Source organism: Arenibacter troitsensis (assembly GCF_900177645.1).
GTDB classification, from domain to species: domain Bacteria; phylum Bacteroidota; class Bacteroidia; order Flavobacteriales; family Flavobacteriaceae; genus Arenibacter; species Arenibacter troitsensis.
This window is the reverse complement of the sequence record NZ_FXAO01000009.1, coordinates 88,695-107,825: the sequence shown is the minus strand read 5'-3', so window position 1 is coordinate 107,825 and position 19,131 is coordinate 88,695. Positions and strand designations below refer to the sequence as shown.

Annotated in this window: 19 protein-coding genes; 3 read left to right on the top strand and 16 right to left on the bottom strand. The window is 38.7% G+C overall.

Annotated features, from left to right (window positions below):
• Nucleotide 1: 1 nt before the first annotated feature.
• The 6 genes from B9Y87_RS18450 to B9Y87_RS18420 all read right to left on the bottom strand — a co-directional run bounded on the left by B9Y87_RS18450 (nt 2) and on the right by B9Y87_RS18420 (nt 8,801).
• Entirely contained in the window at nt 2-388 is a 387-nt protein-coding gene (locus B9Y87_RS18450) for a YkvA family protein (protein WP_085500446.1), read from the bottom strand.
• Nucleotides 389-393: 5 nt separating this feature from the next.
• A complete protein-coding gene (locus B9Y87_RS18445) occupies nt 394-1,578 on the bottom strand; it encodes an efflux RND transporter periplasmic adaptor subunit (protein ID WP_085500445.1) in 1,185 nt (394 codons plus the stop codon).
• Between the two features lies 1 nt (nt 1,579).
• Nucleotides 1,580-5,947: a CusA/CzcA family heavy metal efflux RND transporter gene (locus tag B9Y87_RS18440; RefSeq protein WP_085500444.1), complete on the bottom strand. Its 4,368-nt coding sequence runs from the start codon at nt 5,945-5,947 to the stop codon at nt 1,580-1,582.
• A gap of 121 nt (nt 5,948-6,068) precedes the next feature.
• Entirely contained in the window at nt 6,069-6,440 is a 372-nt protein-coding gene (locus tag B9Y87_RS18435; protein ID WP_085500443.1) for a hypothetical protein, read from the bottom strand.
• 1,092 nt (nt 6,441-7,532) lie between these two features.
• Nucleotides 7,533-8,156: an FMN-dependent NADH-azoreductase gene (locus B9Y87_RS18425; protein ID WP_085500441.1), complete on the bottom strand. Its 624-nt coding sequence runs from the start codon at nt 8,154-8,156 to the stop codon at nt 7,533-7,535.
• Nucleotides 8,157-8,219: 63 nt separating this feature from the next.
• Nucleotides 8,220-8,801 (bottom strand): Crp/Fnr family transcriptional regulator, encoded by a 582-nt coding sequence (locus tag B9Y87_RS18420; protein WP_085500440.1) that lies wholly within the window; start codon nt 8,799-8,801, stop codon nt 8,220-8,222.
• A 521-nt stretch (nt 8,802-9,322) separates the two neighbouring features.
• On the opposite strand from B9Y87_RS18420, the gene B9Y87_RS18415 reads away from it, so the two are divergent.
• Both B9Y87_RS18415 and B9Y87_RS21860 read left to right on the top strand, forming a co-directional pair.
• Nucleotides 9,323-10,021 (top strand): oxidoreductase, encoded by a 699-nt coding sequence (locus B9Y87_RS18415; protein WP_176225676.1) that lies wholly within the window; start codon nt 9,323-9,325, stop codon nt 10,019-10,021.
• Between the two features lie 78 nt (nt 10,022-10,099).
• Nucleotides 10,100-10,300, top strand: coding sequence for a hypothetical protein (locus B9Y87_RS21860; RefSeq protein WP_139827286.1), 201 nt, complete (start codon nt 10,100-10,102; stop codon nt 10,298-10,300).
• 262 nt (nt 10,301-10,562) lie between these two features.
• Here B9Y87_RS21860 and B9Y87_RS18410 read toward each other — a convergent pair whose 3' ends face one another.
• The 10 genes from B9Y87_RS18410 to B9Y87_RS18365 all read right to left on the bottom strand — a co-directional run bounded on the left by B9Y87_RS18410 (nt 10,563) and on the right by B9Y87_RS18365 (nt 18,484).
• Nucleotides 10,563-11,813, bottom strand: a complete 1,251-nt coding sequence (locus B9Y87_RS18410) for a spondin domain-containing protein (RefSeq protein WP_085500439.1) — start codon at nt 11,811-11,813, stop codon at nt 10,563-10,565.
• 304 nt (nt 11,814-12,117) lie between these two features.
• On the bottom strand, nt 12,118-13,143 hold the full coding sequence (locus B9Y87_RS18405; protein ID WP_085500438.1) for a hypothetical protein: 1,026 nt from the start codon (nt 13,141-13,143) through the stop codon (nt 12,118-12,120).
• 115 nt (nt 13,144-13,258) lie between these two features.
• Complete coding sequence (locus tag B9Y87_RS18400; protein ID WP_139827285.1) at nt 13,259-14,176, bottom strand: PNPOx family protein; 918 nt, start codon at nt 14,174-14,176, stop codon at nt 13,259-13,261.
• Nucleotides 14,177-14,264: 88 nt separating this feature from the next.
• Nucleotides 14,265-14,630: a DsrE family protein gene (locus B9Y87_RS18395; protein WP_085500436.1), complete on the bottom strand. Its 366-nt coding sequence runs from the start codon at nt 14,628-14,630 to the stop codon at nt 14,265-14,267.
• 24 nt (nt 14,631-14,654) lie between these two features.
• On the bottom strand, nt 14,655-15,032 hold the full coding sequence (locus B9Y87_RS18390) for a DUF302 domain-containing protein (protein ID WP_176225675.1): 378 nt from the start codon (nt 15,030-15,032) through the stop codon (nt 14,655-14,657).
• A gap of 65 nt (nt 15,033-15,097) precedes the next feature.
• A complete protein-coding gene (locus B9Y87_RS18385) occupies nt 15,098-15,976 on the bottom strand; it encodes a helix-turn-helix domain-containing protein (protein ID WP_085500434.1) in 879 nt (292 codons plus the stop codon).
• Nucleotides 15,977-15,985: 9 nt separating this feature from the next.
• Complete coding sequence (locus B9Y87_RS18380; protein WP_085500433.1) at nt 15,986-16,405, bottom strand: nuclear transport factor 2 family protein; 420 nt, start codon at nt 16,403-16,405, stop codon at nt 15,986-15,988.
• A 67-nt stretch (nt 16,406-16,472) separates the two neighbouring features.
• Nucleotides 16,473-16,940 carry a YHS domain-containing (seleno)protein gene (locus B9Y87_RS18375; RefSeq protein WP_085500432.1) on the bottom strand — a complete coding sequence of 156 codons (468 nt, stop codon included), beginning with the start codon at nt 16,938-16,940 and terminating at the stop codon, nt 16,473-16,475.
• 26 nt (nt 16,941-16,966) lie between these two features.
• On the bottom strand, nt 16,967-17,515 hold the full coding sequence (locus B9Y87_RS18370; RefSeq protein ID WP_085500489.1) for a carboxymuconolactone decarboxylase family protein: 549 nt from the start codon (nt 17,513-17,515) through the stop codon (nt 16,967-16,969).
• Between the two features lie 231 nt (nt 17,516-17,746).
• The gene (locus tag B9Y87_RS18365) at nt 17,747-18,484 is read right to left on the bottom strand and encodes a cysteine hydrolase family protein (protein WP_085500431.1); all 738 of its coding nucleotides are present in this window, start codon (nt 18,482-18,484) and stop codon (nt 17,747-17,749) included.
• 400 nt (nt 18,485-18,884) lie between these two features.
• Between B9Y87_RS18365 and B9Y87_RS21855 the strand changes: the two genes are divergently transcribed.
• A complete protein-coding gene (locus B9Y87_RS21855; RefSeq protein WP_176225674.1) occupies nt 18,885-19,028 on the top strand; it encodes a hypothetical protein in 144 nt (47 codons plus the stop codon).
• Nucleotides 19,029-19,131 lie beyond the last annotated feature (103 nt).

Below are 19,131 nucleotides of genomic sequence, written 5' to 3'. Positions count from 1 at the left end.
TCTAGTATTTATTATAAAGAATTAAATTGATTGTGGTGCAGGCGATGCCAATCCAGATTAGGGCGATAATGAGTACAGCCATCACACTTTTTTTTCTCTCCCATTCATACGTTTTGGCCAGTATCCGACTGGTCTCCAAAACTTCCTTTGGTATTAGCTTTATCGCCAAATAGATGCCCAATGGCAACAAAATTAAATCATCCAACAATCCCAGTATTGGAATAAAATCTGGTATCAGGTCAATTGGGCTAAGGACATAGCCCAAAGTAATAACAATTATAGCCTTTGCAGTCCAGGGTGTTTTTGAATTCTGATAGGCCAAATGGAGGACAACTAAATCCAGCATTAATTTTTTGGCCTTCGCCTTTAATTTTTTTATTATTAACATATCAATTAATCATGATGCCCGCCTACTGCTTTGTTCATTACCGCTTTTAATGTAAATGCCCCATTCAAGACAATGGCAGTTGTGTCCCGTATTTTATCATAATTTTTTATCTGAATATAGTCTGCAGATTTAATACCCGGCTCAAAAGCTACTTTTTCAAATTTGATTTCGCCCTCATTATTAAAGGTTTTGATAAAAAAATAGGAGGTTCCTTTATCCATAATGATTGCGGACGTTGGTAAGACCCTTGCCTTTTTGTTATCCTGCATAATCTTTGCCTCTGTATAAAGCCCAGGAATCAGCATTTCATTTTCCTTGAAATGTGCGTGCACCCTAATAGTTTTGGAAACTACATCCAGGTTTTTGCCCACTAGGGAAACTTCACCATCAAATACTGGACTGTCCTCAAATGCCGGAATGCTAAACTGTACCTTTTGTCCTTTCTTGATCTTGGGAATATCCTTCTGGAAGAGTTGTAGCTCCAAGTGCATATGTTCCCGATTGATTACCTGCATTATTTCCTGGCCGGACATCACTTTTACGCCATTATGGGCAGAAATCGATGTAACCGTACCCCCAAAAGGTGCTCGCAGATATACTCGGTTCTGAATCTCACCGTTCTCAATGGCTTTTGCACTTATTCCCAGGTAATTTAATTGCTCTTTCAAAGCTGCAAGTTCAGATTTTTTGGATGAAAACTCGGACTTTGCCTGTTGCAGGTTCTTCTTTGCGCCCACATCAGCATCATTGAGAATTTGCTGACGTTCCTGTTCTTGTTCCAAGTACTTTAGTCGACCATAAACGCTCAAATATTCCTGTTGAAGTTGGATATAGGCCGGGTCTTTCAATTCAACCAATACTTGCCCCATTTTAACGATATCACCTTCCAGGAAATTGATCTTGACCACAAATCCATCCAATAATGAAGAAATGGAAGCAATATTATTGGGAGGCAATTCTATGCTTCCGTTGGCCTCAATTGGAACTTCTACTTCCTTTTGACTGAAGGTACCGTAGGTAATTCCGGCATCTTCCGCCTGGGATTGGGTTAAACCAATGTGGTCTTCCTCCAGATGTTCCTCTTCCGATTTTTCTGTTTTTGTTGCAGCAATGTCCTTTTGATCGTTCTTACAGCTTACTAGGGATAAAATTGCGCATCCTAAGACCGCTATTATTGATATATGTTTCATCTTATTTATTATTGACAGTTAAATATTTCAGTTCTACAACCGATAAATTATAATTGAGCAAGGCATCGAACCAATTGGTTTTTATATTCGTAGCTTCGGAAAGGCTCTGTATATATTCCATATAATCAATACCTCCAACATTAAAGGAAAGCGATGCACCTTCCAATAATTCAGTGCTCATAGGTAACCCTGTTTTTTCATAGTAGTCGACCTGCTGAACCCATTGATCATAATTTGCGATTGCAGTGGCCAGCCGTTTTTGTATGTTCAGTTTTTCGCTATTCATCAATTCCTCTTGCTGCATCCTTTCTATCTTCAAGGCATGAACATTCGCTTTTTGGGAATTGAAAATTAACGGAATGCTTATTCCTGCCTGAAAGCCATAGAACCCATTAATGCCATTAACGGTCTGAGAAGAATATTGAAGGTTGATATCTGGTAACCATTGGGATTGTTGGACATCGGTTGCTTCCTTTGCAAGATTTACCAACTCGTTCCGATAAGATAGAAAAGCGTTATCATCAATAGATTGGTATACACTCTCTGTTGGTAAGATGGGCAAATACTTTATTTCATTAGGGTGTGCTCCTTCTAAAATTTCAGAAAATGTTAACTGTTCCAGTTCCAGAATTGCAGATTTGTAGAGAATCTGGACCTCTTTCAGTTTCAGTGAAATTAGTTTTCGTTTGCTACTGGCATTCAATTGCTCCAATTTAGTGGTCTCTCCTGTTTCAAAACGAAGTTTGGCAGCTTTCTCAAAATTGCCATATAAACTGTCCAGTTGGCCATAGAATTTCACTTTTTGCCAACCATTGACCCATTTAAAATACGCCGTTGCCAACTGTTTTTCCAGTTCGTTTCGTTGCAATTCATACCCTTTTTCTGCTACCACGGTCCTTTGTTTCAATAACTGTGAACGTTGGATATATGTGGTCGGGAAATCAAAGCTTTGGCCCACTCCGTAACTATGGATACCGCTGCCAAGATTGGATTGACCCGCACCATTGCCTGGCACTTCCTCTTCCGAATAGAAAAAGTTGGTATTCGATGGATTGAATGCCGTTCCTTGCAACTTCTTATTTTTGGATATGTTCAAGCTATCTGCCTTGAGCATTGGATTATTGGCCATCGCCCGTTCCTTAAGTTGAGACAGGGAAATACCTATACTGTCTTGGGTCGTTTGCCCTTGGGCGGAAAACGAGAACAGGGCAAAGACCAATACGATTGCCATTGCCGGATTTATCTTCCTATTTTTGGATTTTTCGAACCAGCTGTACAATACTGGTAAAACTACTAATGTTAGTACAGTAGCCGTAAACAATCCCCCAATGACAACGGTGGCCAAAGGCCGCTGCACTTCAGCGCCAGATGAACTGGAAAGCGCCATGGGCAGAAAACCAACTATATCTGTTACGGCCGTAAGGAAAATAGGACGCAATCGCGATTTAGTCGCTTTTCTGATCCGGGTTTTTAAATCGTTCACTCCATCGGCTTTAAGTTCGTTCAGACTACTTATCAATATGAGACCGTTTAACACAGCTACCCCAAATAGGGCTATAAAACCGACACCGGCCGAAATACTGAATGGCATCCCGCGAAGCCAAAGTGCGAACACCCCGCCTACAGCTGCAAAAGGAATGGCTGTGTAAATCAGTAACGATTGTTTTAGGGAACGAAGGCTGATGAACAGGATAATAAATATGAGTACCAAAGCCAAGGGAACGACCAATGAAAGCCTTTTTTGTGCTCGCTGCAAGTTTTCAAACTCTCCTCCATATGTTACCGAATAGCCCGGTGGCAGGTCCAGTTGTTTTTGTATGGTATTTTGCATTTCCTCTACAAGGGATTGTGTGTCCCGGTTACGCACATTGACACCGATAACAATACGCCTACTTGTATCATCCCGCGAAATCTGGGCAGGAGCATCTTCAAAACTGATGTCGGCCACTTCCTTGAGCGGAATTTTTTGCCCGTTTGCAAGTGGAACGTAAAGATTTTGAATGGACGTGATGCCCTCTCTGGATTTTTCCTGAAGCCGGACAGTAAGGTCGAACCTTCTTTCACCTTCAAAAACCTTGCCCGCAGTTGCTCCTGCAAATGCTGTACTGACGATCCGGTTGAGTTCGGATATAGTAAGGCCATATTCCGCCATTCTAGGGCGCCTATAATCGATAACGATCTGCGGAAGACCAACCACCTGTTCCACACGAACATTGGCTGCACCATTAATGCCCCTGATAATTTCTGCAGCTTGGTTTCCTTTTACTTGCAACAATTCCAGATCCTCCCCGTATATTTTTACCGCGATATCCTGTTTTACCCCCGTCATGAGTTCGTTGAAACGCATCTCTATGGGTTGTGAAAATTCCACATCAACACCGGGCAGTACAGATAACGCTTCTTCCATCCGTTCGGCGAGTTCATCCTTGCTTTCTGCTGACACCCATTCATCCTTGTTCTTTAGACTAACCATGATATCGGCCCCTTCAATAGGCATAGGATCCGTAGGGATTTCGCCAGCCCCAATTTTTGTGACCACGGTCTTTACTTCTGGAAATTTATCCAATAAAATTGCTTCCAGTTTGGTCATGTTTTTTGTCATTTCAGTAAGGGAAGTACCTGGTGCCATTCGGGTTTCCAGGGCGAAATCGCCTTCATCCAGCTTTGGGATAAATTCTCCCCCGAGTGTAGAAAATATGAAAATGGCGATTCCTAAAAGAGCTACCGCACCTATTACCACAACTTTTTTAGCGGACAATGCCCAATCCAGAACTGGACGATACTTACGCTCCATCCAACCCATAAATTTATCGCCCCACGTTTTTTTATCCAATTTTTTGGAATACAATAGGCTGGATGCAATCATTGGAACGTAGGTCAGACATAGTATCATGGCACCAACAATGGCAAAACCAAAAACGAGCGCCATGGGCCGGAACATTTTTCCCTCGATGCCTGTAAGTGTTAGGATTGGAATAAAGACAATCAGAATAATAATCTGACCAAAAATAGCCGCATTCATCATCTGGGAAGATGATTTCAACGCAATTTTATTTAATTCTGTTTTCCGTTCTTCCTTGGAAAGGGCTTTGAGTTTGGCAAGACGGCCAACCAGTAGAACAACCATAGCTTCAATAATTATAACCGCACCGTCGACAATGATTCCAAAATCGATGGCTCCCAAGCTCATGAGATTGGCCGATACCCCAAAGGTGTTCATCATGCCCAATGCAAATAACATAGAAAGGGGAATTACGGATGCTACGATAAGACCTGAACGCCAAGTCCCCAGGAGGAATACCAGGAAGAATATTACGATCAGTCCGCCTATAATCAAATTCTCTGAAATGGTCGATGTGGTTTTTTCAACAAGTCGGGTCCGGTCAAGAAAAGGTTTGATAGTAATTCCTTCCGGTAATGTCTGTTGGATTCGTGCTACATTTTCCTTTACCCGTGCAATGACATCTGCAGAATTTGCATTCTTGAGCATCATCACAATACCTACAACAGTTTCACCTTTTCCATCCTTTGTGGCGGCACCGTAGCGTGGTGCTTTGCCAATGCCTACTTTTCCGATCTGACCTATGGTGAGAGGCACACCGTTCCTGTTAGTAATTACAGTTTGTCGTATATTTTCAAAATCATTGGCAAGACCTTTACTACGTATGTAAAATAGCTCAGGGCCTTTTTCAATATAGCTTCCTCCAGTATTGGCATTGTTCTGTTGCAGGGCGTTGAATACTTCTGTTAAGGTGAGATTGTACGAGTTAAGCACAGAAGGGTCAATGGCCACTTCATACTGCTTGATAAAGCCGCCCCAACTACTTATTTCAACTACGCCGGGAGTCATGCTCAACTGGCGTTTTACGATCCAGTCCTGAATGCTCCGTAATTTTACCGCGTCGTATTGGGATTCGTAACCAGGTTCAACTTCCAGCGTGTATTGATAGATTTCCCCAAGTCCGGTAGAAATAGGGCCGATGGAAGGTGTGCCAAGATCTGAACCAATGTTCTCTTCGGCCTCCTTTAATTTTTCGTTGACCAATTGCCGAGGAAGATAGGTTCCCATGCTTTCCTCGAAGACAACGGTAACTACTGAAAGTCCAAACCGGGATATTGAACGGATTTCCACCACCCCGGGAATATTGGCCATTGCCAATTCTACCGGATAGGTGATGAACTGCTCTACTTCTTGTGCAGCCAGATTTTGGGAAGTGGTAATTACCTGTACCTGGTTATTTGTAATATCGGGTACGGCATCGATAGGTATTTGATTGAGCGAGTAAATTCCCCAGCCGGTAATGAGCAGGGTAAACAAGCCAATAATTAGTTTATTATTGATTGAAAAATCAATGATTCTGTTGATCATGGATTAAAGCATTTATCGGTTAAAAAAATGTAAGAATGCTTTCGCAGTAGCGAAAAACAACAACGATACTTACTACAATGTAAGCATCAAAACAAGATAGAATTATCCTATAAAACCCGATTTATGCCCTGGGGGGTTGGTAAAGTGATTCCAGAAATCTGGAATTGAATTGGAACGGATATTGGCCAAATTCAATGCTGTTTTCCAATCTTATCGACTTAATTGAAACTGAATTGGCGGGGGCGATAAATACTATCGGGTGGCAGCACTGGTTATGGGTATGAGTAGGAGTTTTTTCTTTTTCCGAACCCGTATGATGGCCTTCCTTATCGCCGTCTGTATTGAAATAATCCTCTACCACGTACTCAAAAAATGAATCTCCATCGTACTCCCTGTGATCTTGATAATGTTCAACGAAATGCGATATTTTTTCAATTTGTTCACATAAGTCCATATCCATTGCCACTCCTTGAAGAAGAAATATAAATGACATTGATATGGAAACAAATATTTTCATTTGAATTGCAAAGGTAATTGAATTTTAGTGCAACTGGGTTGCAAAATTTTTAAATCCAATTTAGAAAACACAAAAGAATAACTTCTTAGGTTTAGTACCAAGTATTCATTTTAATTGAAAAAAATATATTCTCAGATTGACTGACGGAAGTTCTATATGTTGGAAGACAAGCAGGCGAAATGTTAAGATTTATTAGGTGCGTAATTAGGTGAGTATTAATGATTTTTAAAATTGTAAGTAGCTGATAATAAGTACAGTATGTGGAGGGTTGCAGTTCCTCTTTCTCCGCCAGGAATTGCGCAAATTCCACCAAAAGCCCGTAAACATTATGTTTTCGGGCTTTTTAAATTTTCTAATATATCAAATTCCACCGATAGGAATTGGGATCAGGAACAATTGTTGTATTTATGTAAAGTTAGGATTAATTTGATCACTCATGTTTTTTGAACAATAGTTTTAATTAATAGGAGCAATCTAGAAAAACCAACCATTAAATCATTCTTTCATTTTCTTTGCTTGTCCAAAGAAAACGAAACAAAAGAAAAGACTCTTCTTCACTAGGTGGCCCCTAAAATCTTAGGATTTTAAGGGCCGATGCCATGGCCTAAATTATTTCCAGGGCTTCAATAATTCTTAACGGCCATGCCATCTCCACTACGGAAGAAGAACTACCGAACCATAGACCTTCAGGAGAATTCCCAGAGGTATTGAATAACGGACAATGACTTATCCCCACATGAAGGTCGACGGAACAAAGGACCGGCCTATTTTCAATTTCGTCTTAAATCGAGTGGTTTTCACACTGGTCGTGGGAAGCCGTCCATAGAGCATTTCACCTTAGTGAAAGCGGCCTGGGCGGCGCGGCTGTGGAAATTGCGTAGATTTAAAGAAATTTAAAATCAGCCTAGCGTTTTTTGGTTCGTTTTTTGGGCGATGCAAAAAATGAACAGAACACTAACTTGAGTTGGTCAGTTATATCTTTTTGTAATTCACACACAACTTTTGGGATTGATCCTGGAATTGCTTAATGATGATATGTTTCTATAGGTCAAAATCAGAATTCATTGATTAAATCTGTTCAATCCTTTGGTAGATTTCTTTTTTAGAGTTCTCAAAAATTTCTCCACCAAACTCCTCATTATCCAATGATATTATAGAAATGTCTTTTATGCCCATAATTCCGAAAACGAATTTCAAATAGGTTGTTTGGAAATTCATATGCTGGTTTTTCTCATTTTCCCCATAACCTGTATCTCCACGACTCGACAGAATGAACATTTTCTTGTTTTCAAGAATTCCTACATAATCTCCGTCTGGCTCGCCTGAACGGAATTTCCAAGTTTCGTTAATTCTCATAAGTTGGTCGATGTAAGACTTAAGTCCACTCGGAATTGACCAATTATACATTGGCGTTCCCAACACATAAATATTATGCTCCTTGAACTCTTTAATTAATTTATTGCTTAACTCAACACCAGACTGGTTTTCTTTTGTCCTTTCATTTGGTTTTACAAACGCGCTTGCAATCCATTTTTCATTGATTGCCGGGATTTCCTCTAACCCAACTTCTCGATGCGTAAAATTGTCGTTAGGATTTTTCTTTTTCCAGTTATCCACAAAAAGTTGTGTTAGTTTTCTACTGTGCGATTTTTCTTTTCTTACACTTGCGTTGATGATTAATACATTGTTCATAGCCTTATATTTAGATTATGAAACAAAGTTCCGAATTGGGTAGGTAATAAAAATTGATGTAGTTTAAGATGATTTGATTTTTTTGCGCATCCTACTCAAAAACTCGGGTGTAATCCCCAAATAAGAAGCGATTAGATAATTTGGTACTTTACCTGAAATTTTTGGGTAATTTTTCAAAAAATCTATATACCGTTGTTCTGCATCAAGCGTGTTATTTAAAATTATTCTCCTCTGTAAACTCCCAAGATAATTTTCGAGGATAATTCTAAAAAAGCGCTCAAGTTTTGGTATTTGCTTTAACATTTCTTGAAATGAGTTAAAGCGGATTTGTAGTAGTGTGGTATTTTCAATGGCTTGAATGTTGTAAATCGAAGGGCTTTGTTTTTGAAAACTTTCAATATCCGTTGCCCACCAATTCTCTATTGCAAAATACAAGATCTCCTCCTTGCCTGTTTCCGGATTTATATAAAAAGCCTTCAAAGTTCCATTGACAATAAAATTATCAGTTCGGCAAGTTTCTCCATTTCTCAAAAGATAATCTCCTTTCTCAAGAGTTTTCTCTGTCCAAAAGGCCTCAATTAAATTTTCTTCTTCGGAACTTAATTTAATGTATTTTGTAATGGTTTTGATAAGTTGTTCTTTCATAAATACCAATTGTTATCCACGTTTAGCATAACCGCATTTTTTGCGGGTTGATAGGAGTTAATTTTTAGTTTACGACCGACTTAAGCCATAATGCACGGATTAATGAGACCGCCCCGATCGAAGTTGAAGGGTAATCGAATCCGCCCTAATTGAGGAAAGCATCTAGGTAAAAGCAGTAAGTAGAGTATCATTAAGATGAATCAAAAATAAAAGACATTAACACTCGAATTACGGCCACACCGAAGTTATTAATTGGTATCGACATACACAAAAAGTGTTGAGTACAGTCTATAGACATTAGACTAAAACATTGTATTGTGCAATATTAGATATCCATATCATTTTTCCCTAAAGCCAATTTATATTTTGAGCTGTATGTTAAGCATTCAAGCTTATAGCCATCATAAAAGGTGCATAGATGTTCTTGAAAAGGATACTATCGCGCGCTACCTAATTAGGATTACCTAGGCTCATTTTTATAAGAATGAAACCATTTAAATTTATTTTTAAAAATAATGGCAATGCAAGTTTTTGAACCTTTTTCCTTATCAGGATTAGAATTAAAGAACAAAATTGTTATGGCTCCTATGACAAGAAGTAGGGCCATCAACAATATTCCAAATGATTTAATGAAAGAGTATTATTCCCAACGCGCAGACGCAGGCTTAATTCTTTCTGAAGCTACCGGTGTTTCAGCCAATGGAACCGGATACCCTCGAATTCCATCTGCTTATACCTGCCAGCAAATTGATGGTTGGAAAAATATTGCTAATGGTGTACATGTAAAAGAGGAGAAATTCTTTGTACAGCTTTTCCATACAGGACTTGTTTCAGCATCTTTAAATTTACCTAAAGGAGGCAGAACTGTAGCACCTGCATCCATACCTTTAACGTCAATGGAAATGTACACCGATCAAGAGGGTATGCAACCGCATGATGTTCCAAAAGAAATGTCGCTTTCTGATATTAAACAGGCGCAAGAGGAATTTGTATCGGCTGCGACCAAATTTATTGAAGCTGGTATTGATGGAATAGAAGTGCCTAGTGCAAATGGTTACTTATTGGAACAATTTTTAGACGCAGGTACAAATCAACGAACTGATGAATACGGTGGAAATTTTAAAAATAGAGCAAAGTTCACCTTAGATACTACTCAAAAGGGAGTTGATGCTATTGGGCCAAGAACTATCCAAAATGGGAATTGCCTATATCCGCATTGAAGACCAAGGTGCAGCCATATCCGCCCCCGAATTTGCAACAGAAATCTGAAAATTATAGGAGAAAACTTTAACGGTACTATGTTAGGAGGTGGTGACGTTTGGAGTGCGGATAAGGCCGAAGAATTATTGAAGGATGGATTTGATCTAATATATGTAGGTAGGGCATTTATCGCTAACCCCGATTTAATCGAAAAATTTAAAACGGGTAAAGAGCTATCCGCTCCAGATGTTGATAAACTATACACTCCTGGACCAGAAGGTTATACCGATTGGGAATAATAATGTCTTTGGATAAATAGCGACTACATCTATGCAATAATCCTTTACAAAGGCATAGGAAACTAACTGGGATGTTCCAGGTATTTAGTTACTATTGAAAAGGAAGCGTTAACCCAGAGATACATAATTTTCATAAAGGGGCAAAATCCATGGTATATTCTTAATCCAAAGAAAACAAAACGGCCATTTATTGGCCGTTTTTTCATTTTCCTAGTATATAAGTTACGAGCTATATAGCAATTGTATAAACTTGATGTCGTTCTTAATTGGGATTAATAGTGACCTTGACCATTTCGGACACATTGGGCACATGACTTCCAGGATTTGTTTCAACTTCAATTACCCCTTCTTCATTCGCACCTGTATTTGGGCCGGTTTGCCGTACAGGTTGATTATTCCCGGCACCGGCATATTCGTCCGTTTCGGTTCCCGCATCAAATAATCCAATTAAATTGGTTATATCCCCAGAAACTGGAGTCCCGTTATTGTATAATTGTATGCCTTCGGAACCAACAAACCAGTCATTGGATTGAACCAACATGGTAGCAAAAGACAGCAAATCTCCTTCCGTTGCCTCAAATTCAAAGGAATAGGAATTACCAGGAAAAATAGGTCCGGGAGAACTACCACCATCGGGCGTGTTAAAAATAAGTGAAAAGCCAACAGGACTACCATCCTCAGCTAAACCCTCCAATGCCTCGTTTGAAGCTTCACCAGAAGTGAATACAGGGTCGTTGATTCCAAACGATCCTGGGGCAAATGGTGATACGTAACCGCTATTCGAAGCCAAGGACTCTTCCAAAATTGCATTGTTCCCGTCTTCAGCAACTCTTTCCAGACCTTCAGTAGAAGCACTTCCCTCTGAGAACAATGGTGATTGTCCACTGTTATGGACTACCCAAGTTCCTGGGGCCAAGGGGGTGGGAAGCGGGGATGTTCCAGATACATTTTCAATGGTTACCGTAAACATTGTTTCGCCATCATGCTCCAACGAAACTTTTATTACTGCTTCGTCTTCAGGATAGGTAAAACCGTCCTCTACGTTGCCAATGAGCTCAACGGTACCGTTTTCAACCACCCCAGTATTTGGACCACTTTGTCTAGGAGCCTGATTTTCACCAACCCCAGGTTCCTCATTTACCTCTGTTCCTGCATCCCACAGGTTAAACATGGAGGTTACATTACCTGTTACAGCATTTCCATCACTATCGTATAACGCCATTCCGTTATCATCTGGTGCATAAAATAGATCGTTGGATTGGACAAACATAGTGGCAAGACTTAAGTAATGTCCCCTACCTGCTTCAAAAGAAAAGGATTCTGACATGCCTGGTTGAATTAGGCCCGTAGTACCGTTTTTGAAATACTCCTTCTCTTGAAATACATTTTTAATAGTGACCGTAAAACTATTGGTGGTTGCTCCAATATCTACATGATCATCATCACTGTTACAACTTAAGTTTGTCATTAAGGTAAAAAGGACAAGTCCCCGAAATAAAAATTTAAAATTCATAATTACATTTTTTTGTTAATATTAAATCCCAATTTATTATTGGCTTTTTTCTGTGTCGAAAAGAGGTTGATCACTATTGGTTAGAATCACTTATATTTTCAACAGCGTGCCGGGTAATGGCTTTAACTGTTTCGAATAGCTTTCAACTCTATTCGCAAAAACCAAAACATATATGTTGTGTATTGGCATAACCCGACAGAATATTTTTGATATCGTTCTGTGTTCAGTATATAAACTGAATAATTACATATTATTTACTTATTCAGTTAGAAGTGCCCTTCGTATGTTTGCCAGGGAAGCTGTTCTAATCAACCGATATTATTATGCGTTCCGCTATTTGTTTAGCTGTTGTTATATGGGAGAGATCCTTGTACAATGTGCCATTAGCGCCCGAATGATGGCCATGGCCTATTAAATCCATCACGTAGTATTTGGTCGATTCAAAGTCTGAAGCAATAACCTCAGCGGCATAAATCAAGGAAGGTTGTCCGACCTGTCCTGATCCAGAATATATTTTATCATTAGGGAATTTATCCTTGGTGTAATATTCATTCCAATCATATGATTGGTTTACCTCTAACATTATTCTGTAATTCCTCAAACTAAAATTGCCTCTAGAGTTAATTATAAAACTTCCAGTTGGCGTTGCTCCGGAATAGGCATCAATATCCTCTGAATTTCCCATGGGTATGTAGAGTCCGTCTGCGGCTTGTATACCTCTTTTGTGAGACCAATATGGTAACGATTCGGGTCGCCTAATTAGGGCAGGTTCCCATTTGCCATTGACCTTGTTGCCGTAATCAAAAGTACTGGAGGATATAACTCTAGAAATATAAAGGGTCTGTATGTATTCCCCTTCTATATTCTCTATCCAAACCGCAAACAAAGGATATTTGAATGCATCTCCTTTTTGGAGTTCAATACCAATGTTTCTGTCCCCAACAGTGTTGTCTAGGGTTATAATTTGAAAATCGAAGGACTTTTCTATTTTCCCCAATCGCGAATTCCTCATTTCATTGCCAAAAGCATATACATCATTGAGAACACTAATATTGAAATAGAGCCCCAATGTCAAAAGAAAGGCGATCATGGAAAACAATGGAAATTGCAATTTATTAAGTTTTGAAAGTCTTTTTCCGACGATGTAATTTTTCAAGGGTTTTTTATTGTTTACAATATGAAACACCATTGCCAATATAAAAAGCATAGCAAAAAAGGTGTGTATTGATGCTACTCTTTTATCAAATGGCATTAAATACATTAGCATTCCTGAACCTATCAATATTAAAAGCAGAATAAGTAAAATATTCCCCAATAATCTCCTGTCCATCAAAATCAAATTTTATTAAATTAATTACTTCCTATCCCTACTATATGGTCTAGGTTTATTATTGTACTGTTTAACAGTTTCCAAATAGTTAATGAAAAATTTAGCTTAGCGCTAACTAAGGATTAAAGGGTGAATTCCCTATAAATTCCCAATTTGCATCATGTTGATTTTCGGTCATGATCCATTCTAAAACCTTAAATGTCCAAAAACGACCAGTGCCACCTGTTTTTTCCAAATCAATTGCTGAGTTTTGGTTAAATACCAGCTCAGATTTTCCTGTCAGCTGTAAGGTTCTTTTGTTTGCAAAATCGATAAACAATATCCCGGTTTTGTTATTTTGAGCGACATTGCCCATGGTATTGAACAAACTGTTGCCTGGATAGTCAGGTACTTTTAAGGTGTTATCGTCCAGGACTTCCACAAAACCCTTTTTGCCCCCTCTGTGGGAAGCGTCAAGGCTACCTGAGTTACTAATACTTCCCACAAAAAAGGTGTCAGAGGAAGAAATCCAGTTTTGTAAATCCATATCCAATGAATGCCCATATTTCTTTTTTATATCAACCTGTCTTTGCACATTGGGTTGTTGGATGGTTCTTTGCTGAATATACTTGGGACAATTGGGATATGCCTCCAAAATAGTAATGTTGATCTTGTTCCCTTTCAAGGCTAATGTTCCATTGATTCGAAATCTTCTTCTAGTAGCAAGCTCAATAAATAAGGTTCCGATCTGATTGCCATTTACAATGTTCTTATAAAAAATATCTTGCTGATCACTATGTACATTCTCCAAGTTGATAGACAAAGAATTGGAAACGGGAACCTCAGCAAAACCAGCATCACCAACCAAAATGGATGTCCATACCTGATTGCTTTTGTCAATAGAACTCACTATTACCATGGATTGCTTTTCAATAAATTTAATGGCTCCTTTAATGATGGTATCCTTTATCATTCTAGCGTTGGAATCTGCTATTGATACCTCACCAGTCATTTTCTGTATTTCTATTTCTCCAGAGTGAAATGTTGTGTGCATGCTATTCACTTTATTTTGATCATAGTTTTGTAAGTTCAATGTTTAAACGATTGGAAAAACTCCCACTTTGAGAGGGTTAACTTTTACCTCAAAAATTGATTATCGTGTAGCCATCGTTTTGTAGTGCCAGATAACTACTTGAACCAACAGAACCAGGCAAAGGATTATTTTTTATTAGATCAAGCCCTGAGGCATCAGCACCAAAGACATCCGCGCAAGCGCAGGAAATTCCTTCTATTTTGTCTTCTATTGCCTTATACAATGCGTTGGCAGGATGATCTTCTTTTTGTAGGATTTCCGGCCATCTAGTTCCTGCCCCTTGAAAAATAATTTTTACTTCCTCATTAGCCTCTTTGAACTCATAAACTGTCCCTAGGGCATTAAATACTCGACCTAATGCTTCATCAGAACCATCTTTTGGATCCGATAGTACAACGATTGCTGTTTTATTCATTTCTTTTTGATTTTATGGATATTTTTAAAAATTCAGTAATTGATTAATTCGCCTATAGAGGTCATTTAACATTTCTTCATCAAGATTATAATCCTGTAGATTCCCAATGGGATTTTGAAAACTTACCTCGGTATGTCCATTACCCAGGTTTCTTATCACAAATTTTAATGGGATATCATTGATAGCCAATGGATCATTTTCCATTATTTGACCTACATATTTTGGTTCAAAGAACAGTAATTGAATCAATTTTGGAATAATTATACCCTGTTTGGCAACTATATTTTGGGTATTTATTTCATGTAGCAATAAAAACCCGTTTTGTTTTATCCTTTTTTTTAACATTGTATAGGTTTCGTAAAAACTATAACCCAATGTTTTATTTAAAACTGTAGCCTTCATAGAATACATTGTTAAACCATTCGCATATTACATACTTGGTCATTTTCATTAAATTAAGGGTCATTTTAGGAAACAGCTCTTGCAAAACCTACTGTTTCCCGGTATACGGATGGTGAAATGTCCGCATTGTTCTTGAAGAAGCGACTGAAATAGTGCTCATCCTCATAGCCAAGGTTGAATGCAATTTCCTTAACCGATTTGTCCGTTAGGTAGAGCTCACGTTTCGCCTCAATAATAATCCTTTCCGATATAAGGTTGGTCATGGTCTTGTTGAAATGGTTTTTGGTAATCTTTGCAAGGGCCTTTGGGGTAATATTCAAAAGTTCCGCATATTCGCTGGCCGAATGCTTCGTTTTGAAGTTGGCCTCGATCAAGTTCTTGAGTTTCTGGAGGATAAATGGCTCATTATCGTAAACGGCCTCCAATTCCTCTGGATGCTGTTTTGCCTTGGACCTTGACGCGGTAATTAGAAATACCTTTAAATAGGAGACCAACAGATCGTATTGTGCAAGGCCTACATTTTGTATCCCCGTTCTCATGTTCGAAATCAACATCTCGAACTCACTTTTTGTATTGTCATCTATGTACTGCATTGGGGGGGTGTAGATATTGTTAAAAAGTACCCCGTTACAGGCTACCTGATCTTGGTGTTTGTGTATACAAAAAAAATCAGGATGAAAATTTAACACCACACCCTCCAATTGCTCTTTTTCACTAAACTTAAAAGGCTGATAGGGGGTCAAAGCGAACATTGTACTATGGGAAAAATCATGCTCGGAAAGATCTATCGTGGCCGTGCCACTTCCTTTTTTTATCCAGATCAAAGAGTAATGATTTAATCTCTTAACCTTGCAGAATTCATTATTGTCCTCAAAATCCCAAATTCTAAATGCCAGGTCTCCTGTATGTTCATTGATAAGGGTGTAGGTGTTAAAAATATCCATAATTATAAATTATATAAGTTTCCTATCTTTTTCCAAAATGGGAAGGTCATTGATACTCGCATACCTTTTTTCCATAAGGCCGTTTTCATTAAATTCCCAATTTTCATTACCGTATGCTCGGAACCATTGCCCTTCTTGGTTTTGATACTCATATTCGAATCGTACGGCTATTCTATTGTCGGTATATGCCCACAAATACTTACGTAGCCTATAGCGCAATTCCTTTTTCCATTTATCCTTTAAAAAGTCAACCACCTCTTTGCGACCATTGACAAATTGTGATCTATTTCTCCATTCGGTGTCTGCTGTATATGCCATGGACACGGCTATCGGGTTTTGACTGTTCCAGGCATCTTCTGCCAATTGTACTTTAATTTTAGCCGTTTCCTCCGTAAAAGGGGGCAACGGATATTTCTTCTCTATTTCCATGTTAATCCTCTTTAAGAAAAATATGGGCAAGCGTTAATTATGATGTACTTACCCATATATTCTATAACTATTTACTGTTCTTGACCTTTGGCCAATTGGCATAGGCAGCCTTTTGTAGCTCCGTTGTCCTTTTATTCCAATCCAAAATGGTATTGAACTGTTCCCCATTAAAGGGTGCATTGAAAAACAAGTATAGTTTTCCATCAACAATATCATAGGATTCGGGATCTATTGGAAATTTTGCGGACTTTGCCCCTACTCCCCAGGCACAGAAGCCATCAAATTGAGGCAGGTATTTCTCAGGAGATTTGTTAAAGGCTGCCCTATTGGACTTGGTAAAAAAGTAATAAGTAGCACCATTGTACTTTACGGAAAAGCTTTCAAAGCCTCTTTTCGCCTCTCCAGAGAAATAAGAGACTACGTCATATCCACCAATGGCCACCCCGTTGTTGTCTACTGGAGGTATTTGGGCCTGTGCGGTATATCCTAATAAAAGGATTGAACTAAATATAAATATCGATTTTAATGTTCTCATTGTTTTTGAATTTAATTGTTAAATAATTATTGGATATTGGCTGTGCTGACCACAGGGAAATCAATTTCTGTATCGGCCGTGTTATTGAAATAATTGGTCAATACATTAAGGGCTACATGAGCAACAATTTCTCCGATGGCACCCTCCGAATAACCGGCAGACTTAACAGCCTCTACATCAGAATTACTTACTATTCCACCTTTTAGAACTAATGACTTTGCAAAAGTTAGGGCTGCGGCTATTTTAGGGTCGTTACTTTTTCCTTCTCTTGCCAAATGCAAAGAATCAGTATCTATTTTAACCAATTTCTCCCCGATGAATGAGTGGGCGGATAAACAATAGTTACAAGAATTGGCCTCAGCCACGGTCAATGCAATGAGCTCTCCCAATTTACTACCCAAGATGCCCTTGCCCAATGCATCGCTAAGATTTAAGTATCCTTCCAGTACAGCGGAAGAATTGCCCATAGTTCTCATCATGTTTGGAACCATTCCCAATTTGGCTTGTATACCATCAAATAATTCTTTAGATCTACCGGTTGCTTCCTGTGGATCAAGTGCTTTTAAACGTGTCATAATTTTTAATTTTAAGTTATTTGTCATTATTGACATTACAAAGATGCGATGATGGGATATGTTATAAAATGGATGATGTACGCCAGTAGATGGACATTTTTCCCTGGTCATTATAAGTGATATTCTTTGGGTTGAACTTCCTACGTGAACCAAAAGCCGAAAACCAAAAAAGGGACAGATACCTGAATATCCATCCCCCTAAACACAATCAACACAATGTTGTACGTGGCCTTACTTTTTCATCATTTCGTTCCCAAGTTCTCTCACGAGCTCTTGTGTGGTAAAAACTTTGCTGGATACCATTTTGTAATTGGTCTGTGCGGCCTGGTTCCCGTCCAAACCGGGTAATTTGGCAGATGCCGTAGCATCGCCTACCACGGCCACTTCAAATCCGGCTTCGATAAGGTCCCTCATGTGGGATTCGGCACAAAGGTTACCGGACATCCCGGCCAAGATCACTTTATCTATTTTTTGTTTTCTCAGCTGTAGGGCAAGATCATTGGACTCTGGTCCGAATACTTTATGCGGGCTCGTAACCACCACTCTGTCCTTTTTGATATACTTTTTATATCTGGGCAACCAATCCGCTCCCGATCCTTCAAAACCCTTGACATTCAACTGGTCCCCACGGTCGAACATGGAAATATTGTGCATCAACTTTTCCAAGGTACCCTCAAACTTCCATACATGGTCGTGCTCATAATAATAATGAGGGGAGACGAAAACGGGGATATCGTGTTTTTCCCCCAATTTGAAAATCGTTTCCAAGTTTTCAATGGTATTGTTCTCCTTGACACTTTCACCCACAGCTCCCCATGCCACTCCTTGGGGGCTCAAAAAATCGTTCTGTGGATCTGTGATGACTATTGCCGTATTCCCGTCTATTACAAATCCGGGCTCTGGTAATTGAGCAAATAAACTGTTGATTCCAGCAATGAATACTACTAATGTTCTAAATAAATTTTTCATTGTTTGATTAAATTAAAATGTTAGACTTTATTCTATGAAACAAAGTTGCGACGATATAGTTGGCTAGAAAATGGACTATCCACGCAAGTGAGTGGACAATTTTTCCTTATACGGGATTCTTTTAAGGAGTAATAGACTTTGTATAAAGAACATTATAATGAGGTTTGAAATTTAATGTAAATAGCCGTTGGGGCTTAACCTTATTATGCGTTATATCCACTATCAATGTAAAATTGTGCCTTGAAATGTTAGGTATAACCCAAAATCGATACTAAGGGAATGGAATGGAAAACCATATTAAAACCTCAACAGTGCCATTGGTTAAGAAGGTCATCCTACTTAATCTTTAAACGTAGCATGCGTTAGATACTTATGATATAGGTAAATAGAAAAAAGAAATATGAAAGCTGAAATTAATACCATCTGGATTGACCTAAACGAAGAACTTTACCAATTCATTTTAAGCAAAGTGAAAGATGAACAAACTTCAAAAGATATTCGTCAAGAGGTTTTTTTAAAATTGAAACCAAAATCGATCAACTAAAACATACCTCAAGACTAATCGGATAGAACAGGTAAACTACTGGATTACATAAATAATTAATATTAGCAGCCTCTTTTTCCAAATAGTAACCTCCAACTTATAT

Bases quoted from the DNA above. Each gene is read 5' to 3' on its own strand.
- B9Y87_RS18370 (WP_085500489.1), bottom strand. From the start codon at position 17,515: ATGACACGTTTAAAAGCACTTGATCCACAGGAAGCAACCGGTAGATCT.
- B9Y87_RS18415 (WP_176225676.1), top strand. From the start codon at position 9,323: ATGCAAGTTTTTGAACCTTTTTCCTTATCAGGATTAGAATTAAAGAAC.
- B9Y87_RS18450 (WP_085500446.1), bottom strand. From the start codon at position 388: ATGTTAATAATAAAAAAATTAAAGGCGAAGGCCAAAAAATTAATGCTG.
- B9Y87_RS18425 (WP_085500441.1), bottom strand. From the start codon at position 8,156: ATGAACAATGTATTAATCATCAACGCAAGTGTAAGAAAAGAAAAATCG.
- B9Y87_RS18385 (WP_085500434.1), bottom strand. From the start codon at position 15,976: ATGGATATTTTTAACACCTACACCCTTATCAATGAACATACAGGAGAC.
- B9Y87_RS21860 (WP_139827286.1), top strand. From the start codon at position 10,100: ATGTTAGGAGGTGGTGACGTTTGGAGTGCGGATAAGGCCGAAGAATTA.
- B9Y87_RS18410 (WP_085500439.1), bottom strand. From the start codon at position 11,813: ATGAATTTTAAATTTTTATTTCGGGGACTTGTCCTTTTTACCTTAATG.
- B9Y87_RS18445 (WP_085500445.1), bottom strand. From the start codon at position 1,578: ATGAAACATATATCAATAATAGCGGTCTTAGGATGCGCAATTTTATCC.
- B9Y87_RS18365 (WP_085500431.1), bottom strand. From the start codon at position 18,484: ATGAAAAATTTATTTAGAACATTAGTAGTATTCATTGCTGGAATCAAC.
- B9Y87_RS18440 (WP_085500444.1), bottom strand. From the start codon at position 5,947: ATGATCAACAGAATCATTGATTTTTCAATCAATAATAAACTAATTATT.
- B9Y87_RS18435 (WP_085500443.1), bottom strand. From the start codon at position 6,440: ATGTCATTTATATTTCTTCTTCAAGGAGTGGCAATGGATATGGACTTA.
- B9Y87_RS18395 (WP_085500436.1), bottom strand. From the start codon at position 14,630: ATGAATAAAACAGCAATCGTTGTACTATCGGATCCAAAAGATGGTTCT.
- B9Y87_RS18375 (WP_085500432.1), bottom strand. From the start codon at position 16,940: ATGAGAACATTAAAATCGATATTTATATTTAGTTCAATCCTTTTATTA.
- B9Y87_RS18405 (WP_085500438.1), bottom strand. From the start codon at position 13,143: ATGGACAGGAGATTATTGGGGAATATTTTACTTATTCTGCTTTTAATA.
- B9Y87_RS18390 (WP_176225675.1), bottom strand. From the start codon at position 15,032: ATGAAGGCTACAGTTTTAAATAAAACATTGGGTTATAGTTTTTACGAA.
- B9Y87_RS18420 (WP_085500440.1), bottom strand. From the start codon at position 8,801: ATGAAAGAACAACTTATCAAAACCATTACAAAATACATTAAATTAAGT.
- B9Y87_RS18380 (WP_085500433.1), bottom strand. From the start codon at position 16,405: ATGGAAATAGAGAAGAAATATCCGTTGCCCCCTTTTACGGAGGAAACG.
- B9Y87_RS18400 (WP_139827285.1), bottom strand. From the start codon at position 14,176: ATGCACACAACATTTCACTCTGGAGAAATAGAAATACAGAAAATGACT.
- B9Y87_RS21855 (WP_176225674.1), top strand. From the start codon at position 18,885: ATGAAAGCTGAAATTAATACCATCTGGATTGACCTAAACGAAGAACTT.